The 18,766-nt window shown below is 60.3% G+C and carries 20 protein-coding genes; 9 read left to right on the top strand and 11 right to left on the bottom strand.

Going from position 1 to position 18,766, the window contains the following annotated elements; genetic code table 11:
• Nucleotides 1–44: 44 nt before the first annotated feature.
• Nucleotides 45–1,571 carry a PAS-domain containing protein gene (locus WNY61_RS01085; RefSeq protein ID WP_342849607.1) on the bottom strand — a complete coding sequence of 509 codons (1,527 nt, stop codon included), beginning with the start codon at nt 1,569–1,571 and terminating at the stop codon, nt 45–47.
• An 87-nt stretch (nt 1,572–1,658) separates the two neighbouring features.
• Entirely contained in the window at nt 1,659–3,050 is a 1,392-nt protein-coding gene (locus WNY61_RS01080) for an ActS/PrrB/RegB family redox-sensitive histidine kinase (protein WP_342849606.1), read from the bottom strand.
• Between the two features lie 99 nt (nt 3,051–3,149).
• On the opposite strand from WNY61_RS01080, the gene WNY61_RS01075 reads away from it, so the two are divergent.
• Nucleotides 3,150–3,764, top strand: coding sequence for an SCO family protein (locus WNY61_RS01075; RefSeq protein WP_342849605.1), 615 nt, complete (start codon nt 3,150–3,152; stop codon nt 3,762–3,764).
• Nucleotides 3,765–3,816: 52 nt separating this feature from the next.
• Entirely contained in the window at nt 3,817–4,365 is a 549-nt protein-coding gene (locus WNY61_RS01070; RefSeq protein ID WP_342849604.1) for an ActR/PrrA/RegA family redox response regulator transcription factor, read from the top strand.
• Here the strand turns inward: WNY61_RS01070 and WNY61_RS01065 are convergent.
• Nucleotides 4,362–4,841 (bottom strand): GNAT family N-acetyltransferase, encoded by a 480-nt coding sequence (locus WNY61_RS01065; protein WP_342849603.1) that lies wholly within the window; start codon nt 4,839–4,841, stop codon nt 4,362–4,364. The two genes, WNY61_RS01070 and WNY61_RS01065, sit on opposite strands and share 4 nt — an antisense overlap.
• On the bottom strand, nt 4,838–5,434 hold the full coding sequence (locus tag WNY61_RS01060) for an HD family hydrolase (protein WP_342849602.1): 597 nt from the start codon (nt 5,432–5,434) through the stop codon (nt 4,838–4,840). The genes WNY61_RS01065 and WNY61_RS01060 overlap by 4 nt, the downstream gene beginning before the upstream one ends.
• Before the next feature lie 78 nt (nt 5,435–5,512).
• Here WNY61_RS01060 and WNY61_RS01055 point away from each other — a divergent pair, with 78 nt between their 5' ends.
• The 4 genes from WNY61_RS01055 (at nt 5,513) to WNY61_RS01040 (ending at nt 8,915) form a co-directional block, all read left to right on the top strand.
• Entirely contained in the window at nt 5,513–5,815 is a 303-nt protein-coding gene (locus WNY61_RS01055) for an S-adenosyl-L-homocysteine hydrolase (protein ID WP_342849601.1), read from the top strand.
• Between the two features lie 85 nt (nt 5,816–5,900).
• Nucleotides 5,901–7,292, top strand: a complete 1,392-nt coding sequence (ahcY, locus tag WNY61_RS01050) for an adenosylhomocysteinase (protein WP_342849600.1) — start codon at nt 5,901–5,903, stop codon at nt 7,290–7,292.
• Nucleotides 7,293–7,498: 206 nt separating this feature from the next.
• Nucleotides 7,499–8,398, top strand: a complete 900-nt coding sequence (locus WNY61_RS01045) for a PRC-barrel domain-containing protein (protein ID WP_342849599.1) — start codon at nt 7,499–7,501, stop codon at nt 8,396–8,398.
• 175 nt (nt 8,399–8,573) lie between these two features.
• Nucleotides 8,574–8,915 carry a DUF2853 family protein gene (locus WNY61_RS01040; RefSeq protein WP_342849598.1) on the top strand — a complete coding sequence of 114 codons (342 nt, stop codon included), beginning with the start codon at nt 8,574–8,576 and terminating at the stop codon, nt 8,913–8,915.
• Between the two features lie 260 nt (nt 8,916–9,175).
• Here WNY61_RS01040 and WNY61_RS01035 read toward each other — a convergent pair whose 3' ends face one another.
• The 4 genes from WNY61_RS01035 to tsaD are packed head-to-tail and all read right to left on the bottom strand — an operon-like array spanning nt 9,176 to nt 11,922.
• Complete coding sequence (locus tag WNY61_RS01035; RefSeq protein ID WP_342849597.1) at nt 9,176–9,595, bottom strand: EVE domain-containing protein; 420 nt, start codon at nt 9,593–9,595, stop codon at nt 9,176–9,178.
• Complete coding sequence (locus tag WNY61_RS01030) at nt 9,595–9,867, bottom strand: YciI family protein (RefSeq protein ID WP_342849596.1); 273 nt, start codon at nt 9,865–9,867, stop codon at nt 9,595–9,597. The genes WNY61_RS01035 and WNY61_RS01030 overlap by 1 nt, the downstream gene beginning before the upstream one ends.
• A 1-nt stretch (nt 9,868) precedes the next feature.
• The gene (locus WNY61_RS01025) at nt 9,869–10,822 is read right to left on the bottom strand and encodes an NAD(P)H-dependent glycerol-3-phosphate dehydrogenase (RefSeq protein ID WP_342849595.1); all 954 of its coding nucleotides are present in this window, start codon (nt 10,820–10,822) and stop codon (nt 9,869–9,871) included.
• On the bottom strand, nt 10,819–11,922 hold the full coding sequence (tsaD, locus tag WNY61_RS01020) for a tRNA (adenosine(37)-N6)-threonylcarbamoyltransferase complex transferase subunit TsaD (protein ID WP_342849594.1): 1,104 nt from the start codon (nt 11,920–11,922) through the stop codon (nt 10,819–10,821). The genes WNY61_RS01025 and tsaD overlap by 4 nt, the downstream gene beginning before the upstream one ends.
• A 75-nt stretch (nt 11,923–11,997) precedes the next feature.
• Here tsaD and WNY61_RS01015 point away from each other — a divergent pair, with 75 nt between their 5' ends.
• From WNY61_RS01015 to WNY61_RS01005, 3 genes are all read left to right on the top strand, one after another.
• The gene (locus tag WNY61_RS01015; RefSeq protein WP_342849593.1) at nt 11,998–12,696 is read left to right on the top strand and encodes a uroporphyrinogen-III synthase; all 699 of its coding nucleotides are present in this window, start codon (nt 11,998–12,000) and stop codon (nt 12,694–12,696) included.
• A gap of 71 nt (nt 12,697–12,767) precedes the next feature.
• Entirely contained in the window at nt 12,768–14,360 is a 1,593-nt protein-coding gene (locus WNY61_RS01010; RefSeq protein ID WP_342849592.1) for a hypothetical protein, read from the top strand.
• 10 nt (nt 14,361–14,370) lie between these two features.
• Complete coding sequence (locus WNY61_RS01005; protein WP_342849591.1) at nt 14,371–15,876, top strand: heme biosynthesis HemY N-terminal domain-containing protein; 1,506 nt, start codon at nt 14,371–14,373, stop codon at nt 15,874–15,876.
• On the opposite strand, the gene WNY61_RS01000 is transcribed toward WNY61_RS01005, so the two are convergent.
• From WNY61_RS01000 to WNY61_RS00990, 3 genes are read right to left on the bottom strand one after another with little or no spacing between them, the layout of a single operon-like run.
• Nucleotides 15,866–16,315 carry a GNAT family N-acetyltransferase gene (locus WNY61_RS01000; protein WP_342849590.1) on the bottom strand — a complete coding sequence of 150 codons (450 nt, stop codon included), beginning with the start codon at nt 16,313–16,315 and terminating at the stop codon, nt 15,866–15,868. The two genes, WNY61_RS01005 and WNY61_RS01000, sit on opposite strands and share 11 nt — an antisense overlap.
• Nucleotides 16,316–16,358: 43 nt before the next feature.
• Complete coding sequence (gene nadC, locus WNY61_RS00995; protein WP_342849589.1) at nt 16,359–17,204, bottom strand: carboxylating nicotinate-nucleotide diphosphorylase; 846 nt, start codon at nt 17,202–17,204, stop codon at nt 16,359–16,361.
• Nucleotides 17,201–18,763 (bottom strand): L-aspartate oxidase, encoded by a 1,563-nt coding sequence (locus WNY61_RS00990; RefSeq protein WP_342849588.1) that lies wholly within the window; start codon nt 18,761–18,763, stop codon nt 17,201–17,203. Before WNY61_RS00990 ends, nadC begins: the two co-directional genes overlap by 4 nt.
• Between the last annotated feature and the right edge of the window lie 3 nt (nt 18,764–18,766).

The raw sequence follows: 18,766 nt of genomic DNA, 5'->3' as shown, positions 1-18,766 counted from the left end.
GCGTGCCGACGCGCAGCCGCAAGATTAAAGCGGTCTGGGATCGCTTAGTTGGAGGGTTGCCGCCGGTCGTTTGCCAAAGGGGCGGCGACACGGTCTTGTCGACCTGCCTCAACCGGGATCGCGCGGAAGCGTATGAGCGTTGCGCCCGAAGCGATGGCGGAAACCTCGCAAGATAGTGGCGGGCCTTGATGCGGATAGATGGGCATATTCCAGCCCGCACGGTCCCCCCGGCACATGACAAATTCAGCGATATCGGGCCAAAGCGGATTGGCCGCCGACATCCCACGCCAGACCCGAATGGCGTCGTCAATGGTGATTTCGGCAAAGCTTTTGTCTGGGTCTTGTTTCCAGTGTTCGCGGTAGGCCGCATTGCAGAATGTCAGCACGCCAGAGGCGGAAAAGACGGCGAAACCATCTTCCAACGCGTCAAGCAAGCTCTGGCTCTGCTCAAGCTCGGCGCGGAAATTGCGGGTCAGGGTGACTTCGGCTGTGATGTCTTCGATCAAAAAGGCGGTAGCGCCATCGGGGTGCGGACGGCCCCGAATGCTGTAGGTCTGACCGTTTTCAAGCGACCAAGTTTCTTGATAGCGCCCATCAGTCGCAGCGGCGATCACCTCGGCTATTTCCTGACGCCAGTTCTTATAGTTTTTTGGTTCCGGCATGCGGCGGCTTTCGCGCAGCTGATCAAAGAAAGAAACCATAGTGGGCCGGGCGCTGAGAAAGGGGGCAGGCAACGCGGTAAGGTCAACCAAGGCCGGATTAAACAGCGCCAACTGCCCATTGCGATCAAATATTGCCAGCCCAATGGACAGATGCGCAAAGGTTTTTGCGAGGGTTTGGACAAAGTTGCGCTGCGCTTCTTCGGCGGCGACCACGGCATTAATGCAAGTGGCGTGGTAGATTTGGATATGGTCCTCTGTCGTGGTGGTCAGGGCATACCAATCGGGTTTTTCCCCTTCGTTGCTGCGTAGACAGACGCGATTGGGGTGTTCGGGCGACGGCGTGCTGAACAGGGCAGCACCGCCGCTTTCGGGGTCATATTTCACCTTTTGTTTTAGTGCGGCATAGGCCCGGTTGTGCCAAATAATGCGCGCGCCCGCTTCGGTCTGCCATGCGGGGTTTGGGCTGCTGTCACTGGCGCGGCGTAACGCGGCAAGTTTGGTGAAAGTTTCCTCTGTAAGCTCCGCCGCGGCGCGGGTTTGAGGCAGATGCAGCCAACACAACGCATCGCGCCATGTGATGCGAAGCTCTGGCGGGCTGTCCCCATCCTCTGCCGCGAGGGTCAGATTGCCGGTGGTGCCATGGCGGGGGGTGACAGGAAACTGGGGAAACCGTGACAGCAGCGCTTCGCGAATATCCTCCCATTGGTGATATCCCGGGGCGAGCGCAAAACGCGTGAGCGCGCTGTCGGACCCGTGGATCAGGTGGCCGTCCTCAAAAAGCAGGCTCATATCGTCTATGTCAGGCGGTGCCTTTGCCGCACGGGTACTGGGAAGGCATAGCCACCAAAGCGCAGCTAGGGCCGTAAAACAAGCGGCGAAAAGCACAATGAAAACGTCTGGCAATGCCATGACGGAAACCCCTTTCGGCAAATGCGAAGCCTTATTCTGTCGGGCAAAGGTTAATGGATCATTAATGAATTTGCCCAGACTCAGCTTTCAAGCGGTCAGGCGCTGGTTCTCTCCCATCCCCGTGTCGTCGGGGCCGAGGTCCAGCAGTCGGCGCGGCCAGACCACTTCGACCACAGCGCCGCTGCCCGCAGGCGGCAACCCGCGTAGCCAACCGCTGTCTGATCCATTGGCGAACCGCAGCCGCGCGCCGGAGCGCTCAAGGAAGGTTTTGGCGATAAATAGCCCCAGCCCCATGCCCTCATATTCTGGCCGCGGGGGTTCGCTGGCCGTACCGCTGCGACGGCGCAGAAAAGGGTCACCGATCCGGCCCAGATGCTGCGGAAGGAAGCCCGGCCCATTGTCGATGATCCGCACGGAGATGTCTTCGGCGGACCATTCGGTTTCGATCCAAACCGTAGTTTCGGCAAAATCCACCGCGTTCTGCACCAAATTGCGCAGCCCGTGAATGATCTCCGGTTTGCGCGGGATTGTCGGCGGGCGCGCGTGATCTCGGGCCATTGGATTATCAGAGAACATCACCGTCTTACCGCGCTCCAAATGCGGCTCAGCAGCCTCTTTTACCACGGCAGTCAGGGGCGCACGCTGCATATGCAGATCGTCTTTGCCGATGCGCCCCATGTCGCGCAGAATATCGCGGCAGCGGTCGGCTTGATCGCGGATCAGCGCCGCGTCTTCGGCCAGATCCGGGCGGTCTTCGAGATCGTTAAGCAATTCGCTACTGGCCAGTTTGATGGTCGCCAGCGGCGTGCCCAACTCATGCGCGGCGGCGGCAACAACGCCGCTGAGGTCCGAGAGTTTCTGTTCGCGCGCCAGTACCAGTTGCGTGGCCGACAGCGCGTCTGCCATGGAGTGTACCTCAGACGTCACCCGCCGCGAATAGGCGCTGGTAAAGACGATGGCGATCAGCAGCGCGGCCCAATGACCAAAGACAAAGATGCCCGGCTGGCGCAGCACATCGCCCGATTGGGTGACCAGCGGCAGATGCCAAAGCGCCAGAACCGACGCGGCGATAATCGCCGTGGCCCCAAGGACCAGCGTAGAGCGCAGGCTAAGCGCGGTGGCGGAGATCGTAACAGGCGCTAACAGAAGCAGCGCGAAAGGGTTGTGCAGCCCTCCGGTCAACCCCAACAGCAAGGTTAGTTGCAGTAGGTCGAACGACACCATCGCAAGGTTCTCGCGCTCGGATAGGCGCTTGTTCTGCGGGAAGACGAACGCGGCGACAAGGTTGCCGACGACCGAAACGCCGATGGTCATGTAACACAGGCCAAAGGCCAGTTGCAGCCCAAGCGCCCATTGTGCGACGGTCACAGCTGTCAACTGTCCGGCGATGGCGAACCAGCGCAGCAGGATCATCGTGCGCAGCCGGATCCAGCTGGCGCGGGTGCGCCCATCGAGGGGCCGAATATTTGCCTGCGTCATCTTAGCCCCATCACTTTATTGCGTCTTGCATCACCTGCGATCTAGCGTAGGTCTGCCGCGAAATACGATCAAGAGCGGCCGATGGCGCGGAGGACTGACATGAAACAGATGATTGCATTCGGTGCGGTTGGGGTTGCAGCGGTATTTCTGGCCGGCACGGCATTTATGGTGCTGCGCGGCGACGACGATGCCTATGCCTCCTGCCGGTCGAGCCAAGTGGCGGGCGGTGATATCGGCGGGCCGTTTGAATTGGTTAACGGCGCAGGCGAAACCGTGACTGATACCGATGTTATCATCGAGCCTGCCTTGCTCTATTTCGGTTATACCTCCTGCCCCGATGTCTGCCCGCTGGATGTAGACCGCAACGCAGCAGCGACCGAGATCCTCGAAGAGCGCGGCCAAAGCATCACGCCTGTTTTCATCACCGTCGACCCGGCACGCGACACGCCCGAAGTGGTCGGTGACTTTGCCGAGGTGATGCACCCTCGCATGGTCGGCCTCACCGGCTCGCCTGAACAGGTCAAAGCGGCCAGCCAAGCCTACCGCACCTACTACAAGGCGCATCCGGCGGATGAAAATGGTGAATACCTCGTCGATCACACGACCTTCAGCTATCTGGTCATGCCCGGAAAAGGGGTCGTCGACTTTTTCCGCCGCGAGGTCCGGCCCGAGCAGATGGCCGACAGCATCGGCTGTTTTCTGGATCAAAGCTAAAATTGACCCCCGGCCATAGCCGCCCCATACTAGCCTAGAAGAGGGGACGTTGATGCAGGATATTTCCGACTTAGGCCCAGACCGCAGCTTGCTTCTAGTCGATGACGACGAGCCGTTTCTGCGCCGTTTGGCCAAGGCGATGGAAAAGCGCGGTTTTGAGGTGGAAACCGCAGGCTCTGTCGCGGCGGGCAAGGCCATTGCCACAGCCCGCCCCCCGGCCTTTGCGGTGGTTGATCTGCGTCTTCAGGATGGCAATGGGCTCGATGTTGTCGAAGTGCTCCGCGACAAACGCGCCGATACGCGGGTTGTCGTGCTGACCGGATATGGGGCGATTGCCACGGCGGTGGCAGCAGTGAAATCAGGGGCGACGGACTACCTCTCAAAACCCGCTGACGCCAATGACATCGTGAACGCGCTCTTGGCGACCGGAGGCGAACTCCCCGAGCCGCCTGAAAACCCGATGAGCGCTGATCGTGTGCGTTGGGAGCATATTCAGCGTGTCTATGAACTGTGTGATCGCAATGTATCGGAAACCGCGCGTCGCCTGAACATGCACCGGCGGACCTTGCAGCGTATCTTGGCAAAACGCTCGCCGCGCTAAAGCTCGAACCGTTTCCAGATTTTATCGACGCGGGTGCCGTCGGCGAGTGTGCAATTGGGCAGCCGTCTAAAATCTTCGAACCCGCGGCTTTGGTAATAGGCCAATCCGCCTAGATTATCGGCACGGATGATCGCGTGAATATGGGCATAGCCCAGGTCACGGGCAGCTTGCTTGGTCTGTTCAAACAGTGCCGAGCCGATGCCGAAACCCGTTTCCCCCACGCGCACAAAGGTTGCGACATCCACACCGCCTTTGGGCAGATCGGGGTGCGGCTCGATATATTGAAATCCTTTCAGCGCGCCGCGCTCATCCTCGGCCAAGTGCCATGCGCTGTCTGGCGCTGCCATCCACCCCCGCAACTCGCGCGCGGTGACGGGGGTGACCATTGCTGTGGTGCCGCCCATGGCGATGATCGCGTTCAACAGTTCGGCTAAGGCGCGGGTATCCAGTGCCCCGGCACGGCGGATGTGGATCACGCCATTTCGCCGAGCAGCGCCTCGTGGCGTGCGGTAAATTCATTTCGCACCTCGACGGGCGGGCGCAGCAAGATGTTCAGCCCTTCCATCAGCGATGCATCCGGGCGGCCAAAGAAACGCGTCGCTTCGGTCTCAGAAAATCCCGCAATCTGGCTGGCCTCCATCCATGCGCTGACACGATCCGCCTTCTTAATCTGCTGTTTGACGCGCACAGGCAGGCTCGCGGGAAGGCCGAAACGCAGATGAACGGCGGTGGTCAGCCGGTCATCTAACGCGCGGTAATCCGGCCCAACAGCAGTCTTCACCGGCGAGATCATGTCCCCGATCACGTACTCCGGCGCATCATGCAGCAGCGCGGCTAAGCGCCACTTCGCAGGCGCGCGCGGCGCGATCCGGGCAAAGATCGTCTCAACCAGAAGCGAATGTTCGGCGACCGAATAGGCATAGTCGCCCCGCGTCTGACCATTCCAGCGCGCAACAAAGGCCAACCCATGCGCAATGTCCTCAATTTCAACATCTACCGGGGTCGGATCCAGCAGGTCTAACCGCCGACCCGAGAGCATCCTTTGCCACGCGCGCGGTTTCTGGGCCATCGCGATGCGATCCTTCCATGGTAATACTTTGGGAACCATTCCCCTCTACACCCTGTTCATCCCACGAAGGAGATGATCATGAAACCCGTTTTTTCCGGTACGATACTTGCAGTTACGTTGGGTGCCCTCGCCGGGGCCGCGCAGGCAGAAGAAGTCTGCATGCCCGCGAAAGAGATGAAGTCGGCGTTGATCGATTGGTACGGCGAAGAGCCTGTTCCGGGTCAGCGCGAGGACAACAACCAGCTTTGGGCGTCGGATCAATCGGGGACATGGACATTGGTGAAATCCATGGCGGACGGAAATGCTTGCGTCATGGCCCAGGGCGACAACTGGATGGCTGGCATTTCCGACAATAAGCAACTGGCCGCTCTTCTAGACTGACACTCTGGGGCATCGGCCCCATTCACATTGAGAATTCGTAGCGAAGCTGCTAACCGGCCTCCAACACTTTACACAGGAGCGCCGCATGGCCCACGACTATATTGTTAAGGATATCAATCTGGCGGCCTACGGGCGCAAAGAGCTGGACATTGCCGAGACCGAGATGCCGGGCCTGATGGCGCTGCGCGATGAATACGGTGAGAGCAAGCCGCTGAAAGGCTCGCGAATTGTCGGCTCGTTGCACATGACCATCCAGACAGCCGTTTTGATTGAAACACTGGTCGCGCTTGGTGCCGATGTGCGTTGGGCGTCTTGTAACATCTTCTCGACCCAAGACCACGCAGCTGCGGCGATAGCTGAATCAGGCGTTCCGGTCTTCGCAATCAAAGGCCAGTCGCTGGTTGAGCATTGGGATTACCTCGATAAATCCTTCATGTTCCCCGAAGGCCCGAACCTGATCCTCGACGATGGCGGCGATGCGACGCTCTATATTCTCTTGGGCGCGCGGGTCGAGAATGGCGAAGACGATCTGATCTCCGTGCCGAAGTCTGAGGAAGAAGAAGCGATCTTCGCTCAGATCAAAAAGCGTATGGCCGAAAGCCCCGGCTGGTTCACCAAGATGCGCGACCAGATTAAAGGTGTATCCGAGGAGACCACCACCGGCGTCCACCGTCTCTATGATCTGGTGAAACAGGGCCAACTGCCCTTCCCCGCGATCAATGTGAACGATTCCGTAACCAAGTCGAAGTTTGATAACAAATACGGCTGCAAAGAAAGCCTCGTCGACGGTATCCGCCGCGCGACCGACACGATGATGGCCGGTAAGGTTGCTGTCGTCATGGGCTATGGCGATGTGGGCAAAGGCTCTGCCGCGTCGCTGAGCGGTGCTGGCGCGCGCGTTAAGGTCACCGAAGTCGATCCCATCTGCGCGTTGCAAGCAGCGATGGACGGTTTTGAAGTCGTGCTGCTGGAAGATGTCGTGGCAACTGCCGACATCTTCATCACCACCACCGGCAACAAGGACGTGATCCGCATCGAGCACATGCGCGAGATGAAGGACATGGCGATTGTTGGCAACATCGGTCACTTCGACAACGAAATCCAAGTTGCCGCGCTGAAGAACCACAAGTGGACCAACATCAAAGAACAGGTGGATATGATCGAGATGCCGAATGGCAATCGTCTGATCCTGCTCTCTGAGGGCCGTCTGCTGAACCTCGGCAATGCCACCGGTCACCCGTCATTCGTGATGTCCGCGTCCTTTACCAATCAAGTCTTGGCGCAGATCGAACTGTGGGAAAACACTGACAAATACGGCAATGACGTTTACATCCTGCCCAAGCATCTGGACGAAAAAGTGGCCCGCCTGCATCTGGATCGGATCGGCGTGAAGCTGTCGAAACTCAACCCCGAGCAGGCCGCTTATATCGGTGTGACCCCCGAAGGACCGTTCAAACCAGAGCATTACCGCTACTAAATCCTGAGGGGTTCCCTTCTTTTTAAAGGTTTTCACGCCGCCCCGCAGATCGCAGGGCGGCGTTTTTCGTATAAAGTATTAATTATAAACGCAAATATAGATCTATCGGCGGATTCAAGCACATATCCGCGCGCACCAAATTGAGGGCGGAACATAGTGGTCTGGGCGGTGTTTCTCCCCCAGACCACTAAAAAAGGAGTTCGAAAATGAAACGTACATTCCTGAAATCCACCGTCGCCGCCCTTGCACTGACAGCGGGCACTGCATTCGCTCAAACTGCGGACACCGATGCCGGTGCTGCCGCAAACGCCGAGGCAACCGTCTCCGGCGAGAGCGTAAGCAATTCCGCCGAAGATCTGGGCACCTCGCTTAAGCAGCAGGCTGAAGACACTGCAGAGGCAACACGCGACGCAGTAGACGAAACCGCCGAATCTTTGGATGACGCTGTGCGCTCCAACACCGACAGCGCAGAGGCCGACGTCGAAGCTGACACTGAAGTCGAAGGCGATATGACCGCCGAGACTGAAACTGACACGAACCTCGATGCCGAAGCCGATTTGGCCGGTAACGCAGATTCCGAGTCCAACTCGAGCCTCAGCGCCGAGACCGACAGCAACATCGACGCTGACGTTGAAGCAGACACCGACGTCGCAACCGACGACGATGCCACGGTCGACAGTGAAATGACCGCCGAAATTGAAGGCGAAAACGACACTGACCTAACCGAAGACGTCGCTTCCGATACCGAAGCTGACATGGAAACTGACGTCACACGCACCGATACAGGCATGAGCAATGCCTTCTCTGGTATGGTTGTGGGTGATCTGGTTGGCCTGACCGTGGTTGAAGCGGATGGCGACAAAATCGGTGACATCGATTACGTGATTAAGACCGACACAGGCTACGCCGCAGTCGTCGGCGTAGGTGGCTTCCTTGGCCTTGGCGAACACACCGTCGCCGTGCCGCTTGAGGAAATCTCAATGGCTGCTGAAAACGACCTGAAGCTAAGCTCTTGGACCAAAGCCGAGCTGGAAGCCCAGCCGGAAGTTGATGAGAGCGCAATTGAAGGTCTGGAAGACGACGTTAGTCTCGACAACCCGTCGTAAGCCACCGGCAATAACCTAACAGAGAGGCGCCCCATTGTGGGCGCCTCTTTTCCGTGCGCACCTAAGGTCAACTTGCAGCACCGAAATAAATCTTTTGCAAAACAGTGATATGACTTTAGGCTCCCCCTTCAGGAACCCCTGCAAGGGGCCGAAGATTTTTGTTGGGAGAAACTTTATGGGCAAGCGTGACGAATGGATCGCGAAATACGCCGAAGATCTGAAGAACAAATGCGGGATGAATCCGGATATGGATCTGCTAACCAAGGTGACCATCGGTTGTGGTCCCTCGATCTATAACGCCGACGCGCAAACAGTGTCTTCCAGCGATACAGCAGAGTTGAACACTGTGAAGGACAACTTCCTGATCAAGAAACTCGGCCTGCCTGACGATGAACATCTTATGGGCGGCATTCAAAAGGCGATCGAAACTTACGGTCGGTCCGAGCGGAACAAGTACCGCGCGGTGGTCTATTACATGCTAGTCAAACACTTCGGCAAAGAGTCCGTCTACGGCTGAACACGCCGTCGGGAACATTAACAAACCCTTTCTTGGGGCGCGCGCTTGGTTAAGCGCGCGTTTCGTTTTTGAACGGGCTTTGACACAGTAGAAAGTTGAGAAAACTAGCAGCTTATGCTATCACTCTTATATCGGCTTCGTGCGCTGATAAGAGTTTAAAGAACATGTGTGGTGGTTTTGGGAGCACATGGGGTGAGGAGGGTTCTGGCGGGGTGCCGGAACCCTTTTTCGTTTCCCAATCGTTAATTTCAGCCATCCCCTTAGGGCGCTGTCTTGCCCAAAGCGCAGATAAGTTCCCATTCCGCTTCGGTCACGGGTTGCACCGACAGACGGGAGTTTTTCACCAGCACCATCTCTTGAAGCCTCGGGTCGGCTTTGATCGTATCCAACGTCACAGGCACGCTGAACGACCGCACCGCTTTGATGTCCACACATTCCCAACGCGGATCATCGGTGCTGCTGTCGGGATGCGTCTCCGCGCAGACTTCGACGATGCCGACGATCTCCCGGTCTTTCTGCGAATGGTAGAAGAACCCGAGATCGCCAACTTTCATCTCGCGCATGAAGTTGCGTGCCTGATAGTTACGCACGCCGTCCCATTCCTCGCCCGCGTCTCCCTTGTCTTTCTGGTCGGCCCAGCTCCACGTCGCAGGTTCGGATTTGAACAACCAATAGGCCATCAGCCGATCACCCGGTTCCAATGGGTCAGGGTCACGCTTTGGAACAGACCGGCCTTGGCATAGGGGTCATTCGCGGCCCAATCCTCGGCTGCTGCCATGTCTGCTACGTCCAGAATAATAAGCGAGCCGATCATGCCGCCTTCGGCGTTCAAGAGCGGGCCAGCTTGGGCCACGGCATCGCCGGATTTGAGATAGGCAAGGTGGTCAGGCCGGTTTTCCTGGCGGATCGGCAAACCGTCGGCTTTGTCATGGGCGATCAGGGCAACAAACATATTATTCTTCCTTTAGGGGGCGGGTCAGTAGTGATTTCATGGCGCCAGCCACATCTAACTGGTTGTCGAGCAACCCGGCAACTGCGCGGGTGATTGGCATATCGAGCCCAGCGTCACGGGCCAGCGCATCAACGGCGCGGGCGGTGGCCGCTCCTTCGACGGTGGTGGTCGGGTCGAACGGCGTCCCTTGGCCAAGCGATTGGCCCAGCCGGTAGTTGCGCGATTGTTCGGAGGTGCATGTCAGCGTTAGATCGCCAAAGCCTGAAAGCCCGGCCAGCGTTGTCGGCTCTGCCTTCAGATGCGCGGCAAGGCGCTGCATCTCGGCATAGCCGCGTGTCATCAGGGCTGCCCGTGCGCTCTCGCCCAGCCCCGCCCCAATCGCAGCCCCGCTGGCGATGGCGACGACGTTTTTCAGCGCCCCGCCCAGTTCCGCGCCGATGGTATCTGTGGTGCGATAGAGCCGCAGGTTTGCCGTGGTCAGTTCCGCTTGCAGCTTCTTGCCCGCCTCTGCATCCGCGCAGGCCAAGGTCAATGCGGTGGGCAGACCCCGCGCAATATCGGCGGCAAAGCTTGGCCCCGTAAGGATCGCTGCCGTGGCATCGGGGATGGTCTGGGTGATCACGCTCACCGGCCCGACGCCACTGCTCAGTTCGATGCCTTTGCAGCAAGCAACCAAATGTTTCCCGTGAAGCGCATCCTTATGCTCTTCCAAGACGCTGCGCAATTTTTGCATCGGCACGGCCAGCAATATAATTTCAGCTTCCGTCCCGGCCTCAAGATCATCCGTTACGCTGAGCGTTTCGGGAAACGGGCAACCCAGCAGACGTTTGACATTCTCGCGCCGTTCGGCCATGTCCCCCGCATCGCGCGCCCAGAGCGTCACCGGCCCTTTTCCCGCCAACGAGATTGCCAGCGCCGTGCCGAATGCACCGGCGCCCAGAACAGAAACACTCATGCCTTGGCCCCCTTCTTGCCGCTGCCCAGCATCGAAGGCCGTGCAGTATCCAGCGGCCAGCGCGGGCGGGCCGAGAGCGTCAGATCATCGGCGTTGCGTAAAGCGGCCTGCTCTCCAGCAGCAAAGGCGATCATCGCAGCGTTATCTGTACACAGCGCCAGCGGCGGCGCGACGAAACGTGCCTCTTGTTCGGCTGCAACAGTCTCTAACGCAGCGCGGATGGATTTGTTTGCCGCCACACCCCCCGCCACGCAAAGGCCCCGCGCGCCTTCTGCCGGATACTCTGCAAATGCGCGGCGCGTTTTATGGGCGAGCACATCAACCACCGCGGCTTGAAACCCGGCCGCCAGATCCGCCTGATCTTGCCGCGTCAGCCCGCCATTGGCGGCCATAGATTTGTCCCGCGCGCGCAACACAGCGGTTTTCAGACCTGAAAAGGACATATCACAGCCGTCACGATCCAGCAGCGGACGCGGCAGGGCAAAGCGTTTGGGATCGCCCCCGTGCGCGCATTTCTCTATCGACGGCCCGCCGGGCTGGGGCAGACCCAACAGCCGCGCTACCTTGTCGAACGCTTCGCCCGGGGCATCGTCAATCGTACCGCCGAGGCGATCAAAACTATCCGGCCCGCGCACAAGCAGAAACTGGCAATGCCCGCCTGAAACCAACAGCATGAGATAGGGATAAGGCACATCATCGGTCAGGCGTGGCGTCAGTGCATGGCCGGCCAGATGGTTCACCCCATAAAGCGGTTTGCCCGTCGCCGCTGAAAGTCCCTTGGCGCACATCACGCCAGAGACCACGCCGCCAATTAGGCCTGGTCCAGCAGTGACCGCAATGGCGTCAATCTGCGGCAGGGTGATCCCCGCCTCGTGCAGTGCGTCCTCAACACAATGATCTAGCTTTTCCGCATGGGCACGTGCGGCGATTTCAGGCACTACACCGCCAAAATCGGCATGCAATTCAGTTTGGCCTGCCACAACCGATGCCAAAACCGTGCCGCGCCCGTCCTCATCCATGCGCACCACGGCGGCTGCGGTATCGTCGCAACTGCTTTCCAAACCAAGGATCAAGCGGGTCTGAGGTTGGGTAGAGGGCATGGGGGCTTTCCGTTGCAAGGCACCTGTACCGCAGGTAACACCGCTGTCACGCGCAAACAATGCCGGAGCCTTGCGATGCCGCAGCCAAGATTGCTTCTGACCCGCCCCCAGCCCGGTGCCGCGCGGTTTCTTGAGCGTCTCTCGCCCGCGCTGCGGACAGGGGCTGTGATCTCTCCGCTGATCGAGATTGTTCCCACTGGCGCGCTTGTTGATCTTGCGGCCTTTGCCGGGGTGATCTTCACTTCGGCAAATGGCGTGGCCCATGCGCCTAAGGGAGGTGGAATGCCTGCCTATTGTGTTGGGCCGAAAACCACGGAGGCGGCGATTGATGCCGGCTGGCAGGCGCAAATGGCCGGACTGGATGCCAAAGCGATGATCGCGACCCTCTCCGGTCGGGCCGATATCGGGCCGCTATTGCATCTTGCCGGGCGTCATCGCCGCGGCGATGTTGCTGGAATTTTAAGCGCTTCGGGTCTGACCACCGAAGTCGCAACGGTCTATGAGCAGCACCTGTTACCGCTCACAGCAGAGGCGCAAACGCTGCTAAAAGGCTCTGACCCCGTTCTTGTGCCGCTCTTTTCACCCCGCAGCGCGCAGCACTTTGCGCGCGAGGCTGCACATACACAGAGCGTTATCGCCGTGTCGATCAGTCATGCCGCAGCTCAGGCGCTTGAAGGCCTGCCGCTCTACGCGCATGATGTCGCGGCAGAACCGACTGGCGACGCTATGGCAAAGACCGTTGAAAAACTCTTTCGCCGCACCACCTTGCCTTGAGGGGCATAGGTATGCCGGGTAAGCTCGTCTCTGCGAGCGAATGACAGGTTCAGAATCGAAAGGCGGACGGCGTGGCGAAACCCAAAAAGACGGTCAGCAAAAGCGAAGCGGACAAGACCACGGCCGATCAGACGCCATCTGTGGCGGATAAGGCGACATCACAAGCGAAGGCGAGCGCTTCTGAGACTGGCGCAAGCACCGACAATAGCGGCAATGATGTGAAGCCCGGTATCGACAAACCCGAAGTGGCGAAGCCTGAAGTGGGCAAGACCGACTTGGGCCAGACTGACAGCACCACGCTCAAGCCCGCAGACACCGACCCATCGAAGCCGACCGCAGCAAGCGCGACACCAAAATCTGAGGAAAAGGCTGAGCCTCTTAAAGCTGGGGCTACAAGCCCCGACCCTAAGAAGCCCGAAAAGGACGTAAAACCGCACTCAAACGCTGCGTCCGCCAAAGACACGAAAACAGCACCAGCGGCTGCGATGGATGACCCAAAGACCAGTTCGGGCGTCACGCCACCGAAAGATAAACCGTCTTCTGACCCTGCGCCGTCACGTGCGTCTGCCGCGGCTACGAACACCAACGCTAACACGTCCAAGCCCACATCTGGCAAATCTGAGAAATCAACTACAGCTACAAGCACAGCCAAACCAACTCCGGCCCCAGAACCCGCCCCGAAAGAGCGCAAACGCAGCGTCTTTTTCCCGATGGTTTTGGGTGGCGTGATCGCCGCAGGATTGGGTTTCGCGGCCTCAGAATACGATGTTCTGGGCACACGCGCGCAAAGCGCCGCTGAATTGCAAAGCGCTATGGAAGCGCAGCAGGCTCGCATTGCTGATCTGGAAGCCCGTGCAGAAGAGCCTGCAGCGTTGCCAGAGAACCTGCCGCAAGTGGATGCCCTGAGTGAAGACCTAACCGTAGCACGTGGAGAGCTAACCGCCGCACGTGAAGAATTTTCGGCGCTTCAGAGCCAATTGGCAGAACTCGACAGTCGTCTCACCACGGTTGAGAAACAACCCGTAAGCGGGGGCGAAAACGAAGTCGCAATTGCGGCATTTGAACGCGAGATGGAAGCCCTGCGCGCGTCGGTCGCTGAACAGCGTAGCGAAGTCGAGAGCCTTCTTGATAACGCACAAAGCGCCGAAGAGGCCACAGCCGCAGCAGCCGTGTCAGCCCGCGCTCAAACCGCGATGACCCAGATCAACACCGCGATCAGCGCCGGACGGCCCTATGAGGCTGCGCTGGCCGAATTGCAGGCCGCCGGGGTTGAGGACATTCCCCAACCGCTCACCGACACTGCTACGGGTGGTGTTGTGACCCTCGCCAACCTTCAATCGCGCTATCCCGATGCGGCGCGCCAAGCGTTGGCCACCGCCCGCGCCGCTGTGCCGGATGATGGCGAGGGCAGTTTTGGCGGTTTCTTAAAACGCCAGCTTGGTGCTCGGTCGGTTGCCCCGCGCGATGGGGCGGACCCGGATGCTGTCCTATCTCGCGCCGAAGCCGCTGTGCGCGATGGCCGCTTAACCGATGCACTGGCCGAGATCGACACGCTGCCCGCACCGGCGCAGGATGCAATGGCGGAATGGCTTGTCGATGCCCGCGCGCGCCAAGCGGCAGAAACCGCCGCTGATGAACTCTCCCAACGCCTGACGGCCAACTGAGGAACGAAAAATGCTTTGGTCTCTTATTAAAATCGTTCTTTTCGTCGTGCTTGTCGCTGCTTTAGCATGGGGCGCGGGATTCTTGCTGGAAAGCCAAGGCGGCATTCAGTTGACCGTCGCAGGCACTGAATATACCCTCGGGCCGCTGCAATCAGTCATCGCTGTGCTGCTGCTGATGTTCGCTGTCTGGGTGCTGCTTAGGATCGTCGCGCTGTTGTCGGCCACGTGGCATTTCCTGAATGGGGATGAGACTGCCCTGTCGCGTTATTTTGACCGCAACCGCGAGCGGAAGGGGTATGAGGCGCTGTCGGATGGGTTGATGGCGCTGGCCAGTGGCGAAGGACAGGTCGCGATGGCCAAGGCCGCCAAGGCAGACCGCTACCTCAAGCGCCCGGCTTTGACCAATCTGCTGACGGCTCAGGCCGCTGAACTCGCAGGGGATCGCCGCAAGGCCGAACGGACCTATCGCAAGTTGGTCGAAGACGAGAAGACTCGTTTTGTCGGCGTGCGCGGCATCATGAAGCAAAAGCTGGCCGACGGAGATACCGACACAGCCTTAAAACTGGCCGAGAAAGCGTTTGCGCTGAAGCCAAAGCATGAAGAAACCGGCGACACGCTGCTCAAGCTGCAGGCCGACAAACATGACTGGACTGGTGCGCGCCAGACGCTGCAAGCCAAATACAAAAACGGCCATCTGCCGCGTGATGTGCACAAACGCCGCGATGCGGTGCTGGCACTGTCTGAAGCCCGCGAAGTCATTGCCGAAGGCAACAGCATCGAGGCGCGCGAAGCCGCCATCGAAGCCAACCGCCTGTCGCCCGATCTGGTGCCCGCCGCCGTGATGGCCGCGCGCAGCTATATCGCGCAGGACAAGCCGCGCTATGCGTCAAAAGTGCTGCAAAAGGCGTGGAGCGTGCATCCGCACCCCGATCTTGCCGCCGCCTTTGCCGAGATTCAACCGGACGAGACCCCGCCGCAACGGATTAAACGGTTCCGCGCGCTGACCAAATCGCAGCCCGACCATCCCGAAACCAAGATGCTGCTGGCCGAATTGCACATCGCCAACGAAGATTTCCCCGAAGCGCGCCGCGCGCTTGGCAATCTGGTCGAGACCGATCCGTCGGCGCGTTCCGTCACGCTGATGGCTGCGATCGAGCGGGGTGAGGGCGCGTCTGATACGGTGGTCAAAGGCTGGCTGACACGCGCGCTCAATGTCTCGCGCGGGCCGCAGTGGATCTGTGAAAATTGTCATCATATCCACGCCGAATGGAAGCCGATCTGCGAGAACTGCAAGAGCTTTGACACATTGGAATGGAAAACGCCGCCGCTCTCCGAAGTCGCCATGCCGAGCGGTGTGCAGATGCTGCCGCTGATCGTCGGCACGCCTGAAACGACGCCAACTGAGGGGGCGCTCGCAACGCGTACCGACGATATCGAAGAGGCCGAGTTGGTGACGGACCCAGACGAGCCCACCAATCCTGACGCCCAGAAAAAGGCGCCGGACCCTACAGCTTGATGTCGTAGGTGACCCAGTTGGTCCGCGTGGCCAGCTTGTCGTAAACCCCACGGCCGCGGTAATTATCCTCGGCTGTGATCCAGCGCACGAGGCTCCAGCCGCGTTTCTGGGCGATCTTTTTCACCTCCCCAATCAGCGCGTCGGCAGCGCCGCTGCCGCGTGCTTCGGGGTCGACAAATAGATCGTCGAGGAAACAGCCCGTCGCTGCCGCCAGTGGCCGCGCGAAATGGCGAAAATGGGTAAGACCGATCACACGGCCTTCCGCGTCTTCGCAGACCAGCCCTTCGACCTCGGTCAGCGGATCATGTAGCCAAGACCAGACCCGCGCGCGCATTTCTGGCGTCTGCTCGACTTTGTAAAACGCGGCATACCCTTGATAGAGCCGCTCCCAATCGGCGCGGTCATGGTCTCTCACGGTTCGGATTGTAAGGTCGGACATGGCGGGCTCCCTTCGCTACTACGCGATCTTTGCCCCAGTTGGTTCAGAAATCCAGCCCAAGGTCCAGCGTTGTCGCCGAATGTGTCAGCGCGCCCATGGAGATATAGTTCACCCCCGTCGCCGCGACCTCGGCAATGCGCGGTAGAGTCATATTGCCCGACGCCTCCAGAACGATGCGCCCCTGGGCCATTTCCACGGCCTGAAGCAGCGTCTTTGTGTCCATGTTATCCAGAAGCACCGCATCCGCGCCGCCTTCGTCCAAGACCTCTTCGAGCTGCGCCAGCGTGTCGACTTCGATCTCGACCCGGATCATATGCGAGGCGTTCGATTTCACCGCCTGCAAGACGGGCCGGATGCCCCCGGCGGCGGCGATGTGATTGTCTTTGATCAGGATCGCATCCGAGAGGGAAAAGCGGTGGTTGAAGCCGCCGCCGTGCAGCACCGCCTGTTTTTCCACCATCCGCAGCCCCGGCGTGGTCTTGCGGGTGCAGGTGATGCGGGCCTCGGTGCCCTCGGTTTCGGCCACGCAGGCTGCCGTCAGCGTGGCGATGCCCGACAGCCGCCCGGCAAAGTTTAGCGCCACACGTTCAGCGGAAAGGATCGCGGCGGCAGAGCCTTCGATCTCCATAAGCGTGTCGCCTTTGGCGATAGCGCTCCCGTCTTCTTTCAGGGTGCGAACCTTAAGCGTTCGATCAACAAGGTGAAACGCCAGCCGTGCGATCTGCATCCCGGAAACGACGCCCTCTGCGCGGGCGCGCAGCTGCGCCGCATAAGTCGTGCCCTCGGGGATCACGCTGCGCGTGGTGAGATCGCCATAGGTGCCGAGGTCTTCCATCAGCGCGGCGCGGACCAGCGGCTCTAAGATCAGGTCGGGCAGGGCGGTGGTCATGCGGGGAGTTCCTCAGGATTAGAGCGTAGGGCGGTGGCCTCGGCCAGTGTCAGAAAACTGCGCGCGGCCTCGTCCAGCGTATTGGGGTAATCGGTGCGGCAATGCGCGCCACGGCTTTCGCGGCGCGCAAGGGCGGCGGCAGCGATCAGCGTGGCCGTGGCGGTCATGTTTTGCAATTGCGCGCAGTCGGGTTGAGCAGCTTCGATCTGGGCGATGGTGGCAAGAGCGCGGTGCAGCCCCGCCGCATCGCGCAGAACGCCGACATGGGTCGTCATAGTCTGGCGCAACTGGGTAACGAGGGCTTCATCGGGTGTTTCGCCAGCGGGGAGGTTCGGCAGGGCTACCGCGTCGCTGTCGCCTTCGGCGCATACCTCGAGCATGTCCTGCGCCGCGCGACGGGCAAACACCAGCGCTTCGAGCAGCCCGTTCGACGCCAAGCGGTTCGCGCCATGCAACCCGGTTGAGGACGCCTCCCCGCAGACCCAAAGTCCGCCAAGGCTGGACCGTCCATGCGCATCGGTCGCGACACCGCCCATGTGGTAATGCGCGGCAGCGGCCACGGGGATCGGTTGCGCCACCGGGTCGATGCCGTTGCGCGCACAGGCGGCGGCGACCGCGGGATACTCGGTCAGCAGCGCTGCGCCCAAGGCTGCGCGGGTATCGAGCATCGGGCGCATCCCCGCTTGCGTCTGGGCAAAGATCGCGCGGGCCACGATGTCACGCGGGGCGAGTTCGGCGAGCGGGTGCACGTCAGCCATGAACCGCGCGCCCTCCCGGTTGACCAGATGCGCCCCGGCGCCGCGCAGTGCTTCGGTCGCCAGTGGGGCCGGGTCTTCGCCGCAGTCAATGGCGGTGGGGTGAAATTGCACGAACTCTGCATCGGCGATCAGCGCGCCAGCGCGGGCGGCCATGCCGATCACTTGCCCCCGGATCCGGGCCGGGTTGGTCGTCAGCGCATAAAGCCCGCCCGAGCCGCCGCCCGCCAGCAACACTCCCGCGCCGCGCAGCATGATGGGGGCGGAGCCTTCGGGCCGGGCTAATTCGATCTCAACTCCGGTCACCTTGGTGCCATCGCTGTCCAACCCGCGGGCCAGCACGCCTTCAAGCACTTGGATCGACAGTGTATTGCGCACCCGCTCAATTAAAGCGCGCATGATCTCGGCCCCGGCCTGATCGCCCTGCACCCGCACGACACGGGCAAAACTATGCGCCGCTTCGCGGGACATAACATAGCCCCCATCAGCGCTGCGGTCGAAAGCGGTGCCAAAGTCAGTCAGGGCAAGGATATGGGCACGGGCCTCTTCGGTCACAGTCGCGGCGACGCGCGCCTCTACCGTGCCCGCGCCAGCGGCGATGGTATCCAGGGCGTGAGCCTCTGGGCTGTCGGCCTGCGCCATCGCGGCGGCCACACCGCCCTGCGCCCAAGCGGAACTGGCCCCCGACCCAAGAGCGTCAGGCGAGATCAGCAAAACCGGACGCGGCGCAAGACAGAGCGCGGCATAAAGCGCGCCCAGCCCGGCCCCGACGATGATGATCCTGCCGGTTGTGATGTCCTGCACGGG

This window comes from Sulfitobacter sp. AS92 (assembly GCF_038900015.1).
In the GTDB taxonomy this organism is placed as follows: Bacteria; Pseudomonadota; Alphaproteobacteria; order Rhodobacterales; family Rhodobacteraceae; genus Sulfitobacter.
The sequence above is the reverse complement of the archived record's forward strand: the minus strand, read 5'-3'. Positions and strand labels throughout refer to the sequence as shown.

What these genes read in the sequence shown, in the direction of transcription:
- WNY61_RS01000 (WP_342849590.1), bottom strand. Translation starts at nt 16,315, where the DNA reads ATGTCCGACCTTACAATCCGAACCGTGAGAGACCATGACCGCGCCGAT.
- WNY61_RS01015 (WP_342849593.1), top strand. Translation starts at nt 11,998, where the DNA reads ATGCCGCAGCCAAGATTGCTTCTGACCCGCCCCCAGCCCGGTGCCGCG.
- WNY61_RS01025 (WP_342849595.1), bottom strand. Translation starts at nt 10,822, where the DNA reads ATGAGTGTTTCTGTTCTGGGCGCCGGTGCATTCGGCACGGCGCTGGCA.
- WNY61_RS01045 (WP_342849599.1), top strand. Translation starts at nt 7,499, where the DNA reads ATGAAACGTACATTCCTGAAATCCACCGTCGCCGCCCTTGCACTGACA.
- WNY61_RS01080 (WP_342849606.1), bottom strand. Translation starts at nt 3,050, where the DNA reads ATGACGCAGGCAAATATTCGGCCCCTCGATGGGCGCACCCGCGCCAGC.
- WNY61_RS01035 (WP_342849597.1), bottom strand. Translation starts at nt 9,595, where the DNA reads ATGGCCTATTGGTTGTTCAAATCCGAACCTGCGACGTGGAGCTGGGCC.
- WNY61_RS01085 (WP_342849607.1), bottom strand. Translation starts at nt 1,571, where the DNA reads ATGGCATTGCCAGACGTTTTCATTGTGCTTTTCGCCGCTTGTTTTACG.
- tsaD (WP_342849594.1), bottom strand. Translation starts at nt 11,922, where the DNA reads ATGCCCTCTACCCAACCTCAGACCCGCTTGATCCTTGGTTTGGAAAGC.
- WNY61_RS01060 (WP_342849602.1), bottom strand. Translation starts at nt 5,434, where the DNA reads ATGGCCCAGAAACCGCGCGCGTGGCAAAGGATGCTCTCGGGTCGGCGG.
- WNY61_RS01070 (WP_342849604.1), top strand. Translation starts at nt 3,817, where the DNA reads ATGCAGGATATTTCCGACTTAGGCCCAGACCGCAGCTTGCTTCTAGTC.
- ahcY (WP_342849600.1), top strand. Translation starts at nt 5,901, where the DNA reads ATGGCCCACGACTATATTGTTAAGGATATCAATCTGGCGGCCTACGGG.
- nadC (WP_342849589.1), bottom strand. Translation starts at nt 17,204, where the DNA reads ATGACCACCGCCCTGCCCGACCTGATCTTAGAGCCGCTGGTCCGCGCC.
- WNY61_RS01055 (WP_342849601.1), top strand. Translation starts at nt 5,513, where the DNA reads ATGAAACCCGTTTTTTCCGGTACGATACTTGCAGTTACGTTGGGTGCC.
- WNY61_RS01040 (WP_342849598.1), top strand. Translation starts at nt 8,574, where the DNA reads ATGGGCAAGCGTGACGAATGGATCGCGAAATACGCCGAAGATCTGAAG.
- WNY61_RS01075 (WP_342849605.1), top strand. Translation starts at nt 3,150, where the DNA reads ATGAAACAGATGATTGCATTCGGTGCGGTTGGGGTTGCAGCGGTATTT.
- WNY61_RS01005 (WP_342849591.1), top strand. Translation starts at nt 14,371, where the DNA reads ATGCTTTGGTCTCTTATTAAAATCGTTCTTTTCGTCGTGCTTGTCGCT.
- WNY61_RS01030 (WP_342849596.1), bottom strand. Translation starts at nt 9,867, where the DNA reads ATGTTTGTTGCCCTGATCGCCCATGACAAAGCCGACGGTTTGCCGATC.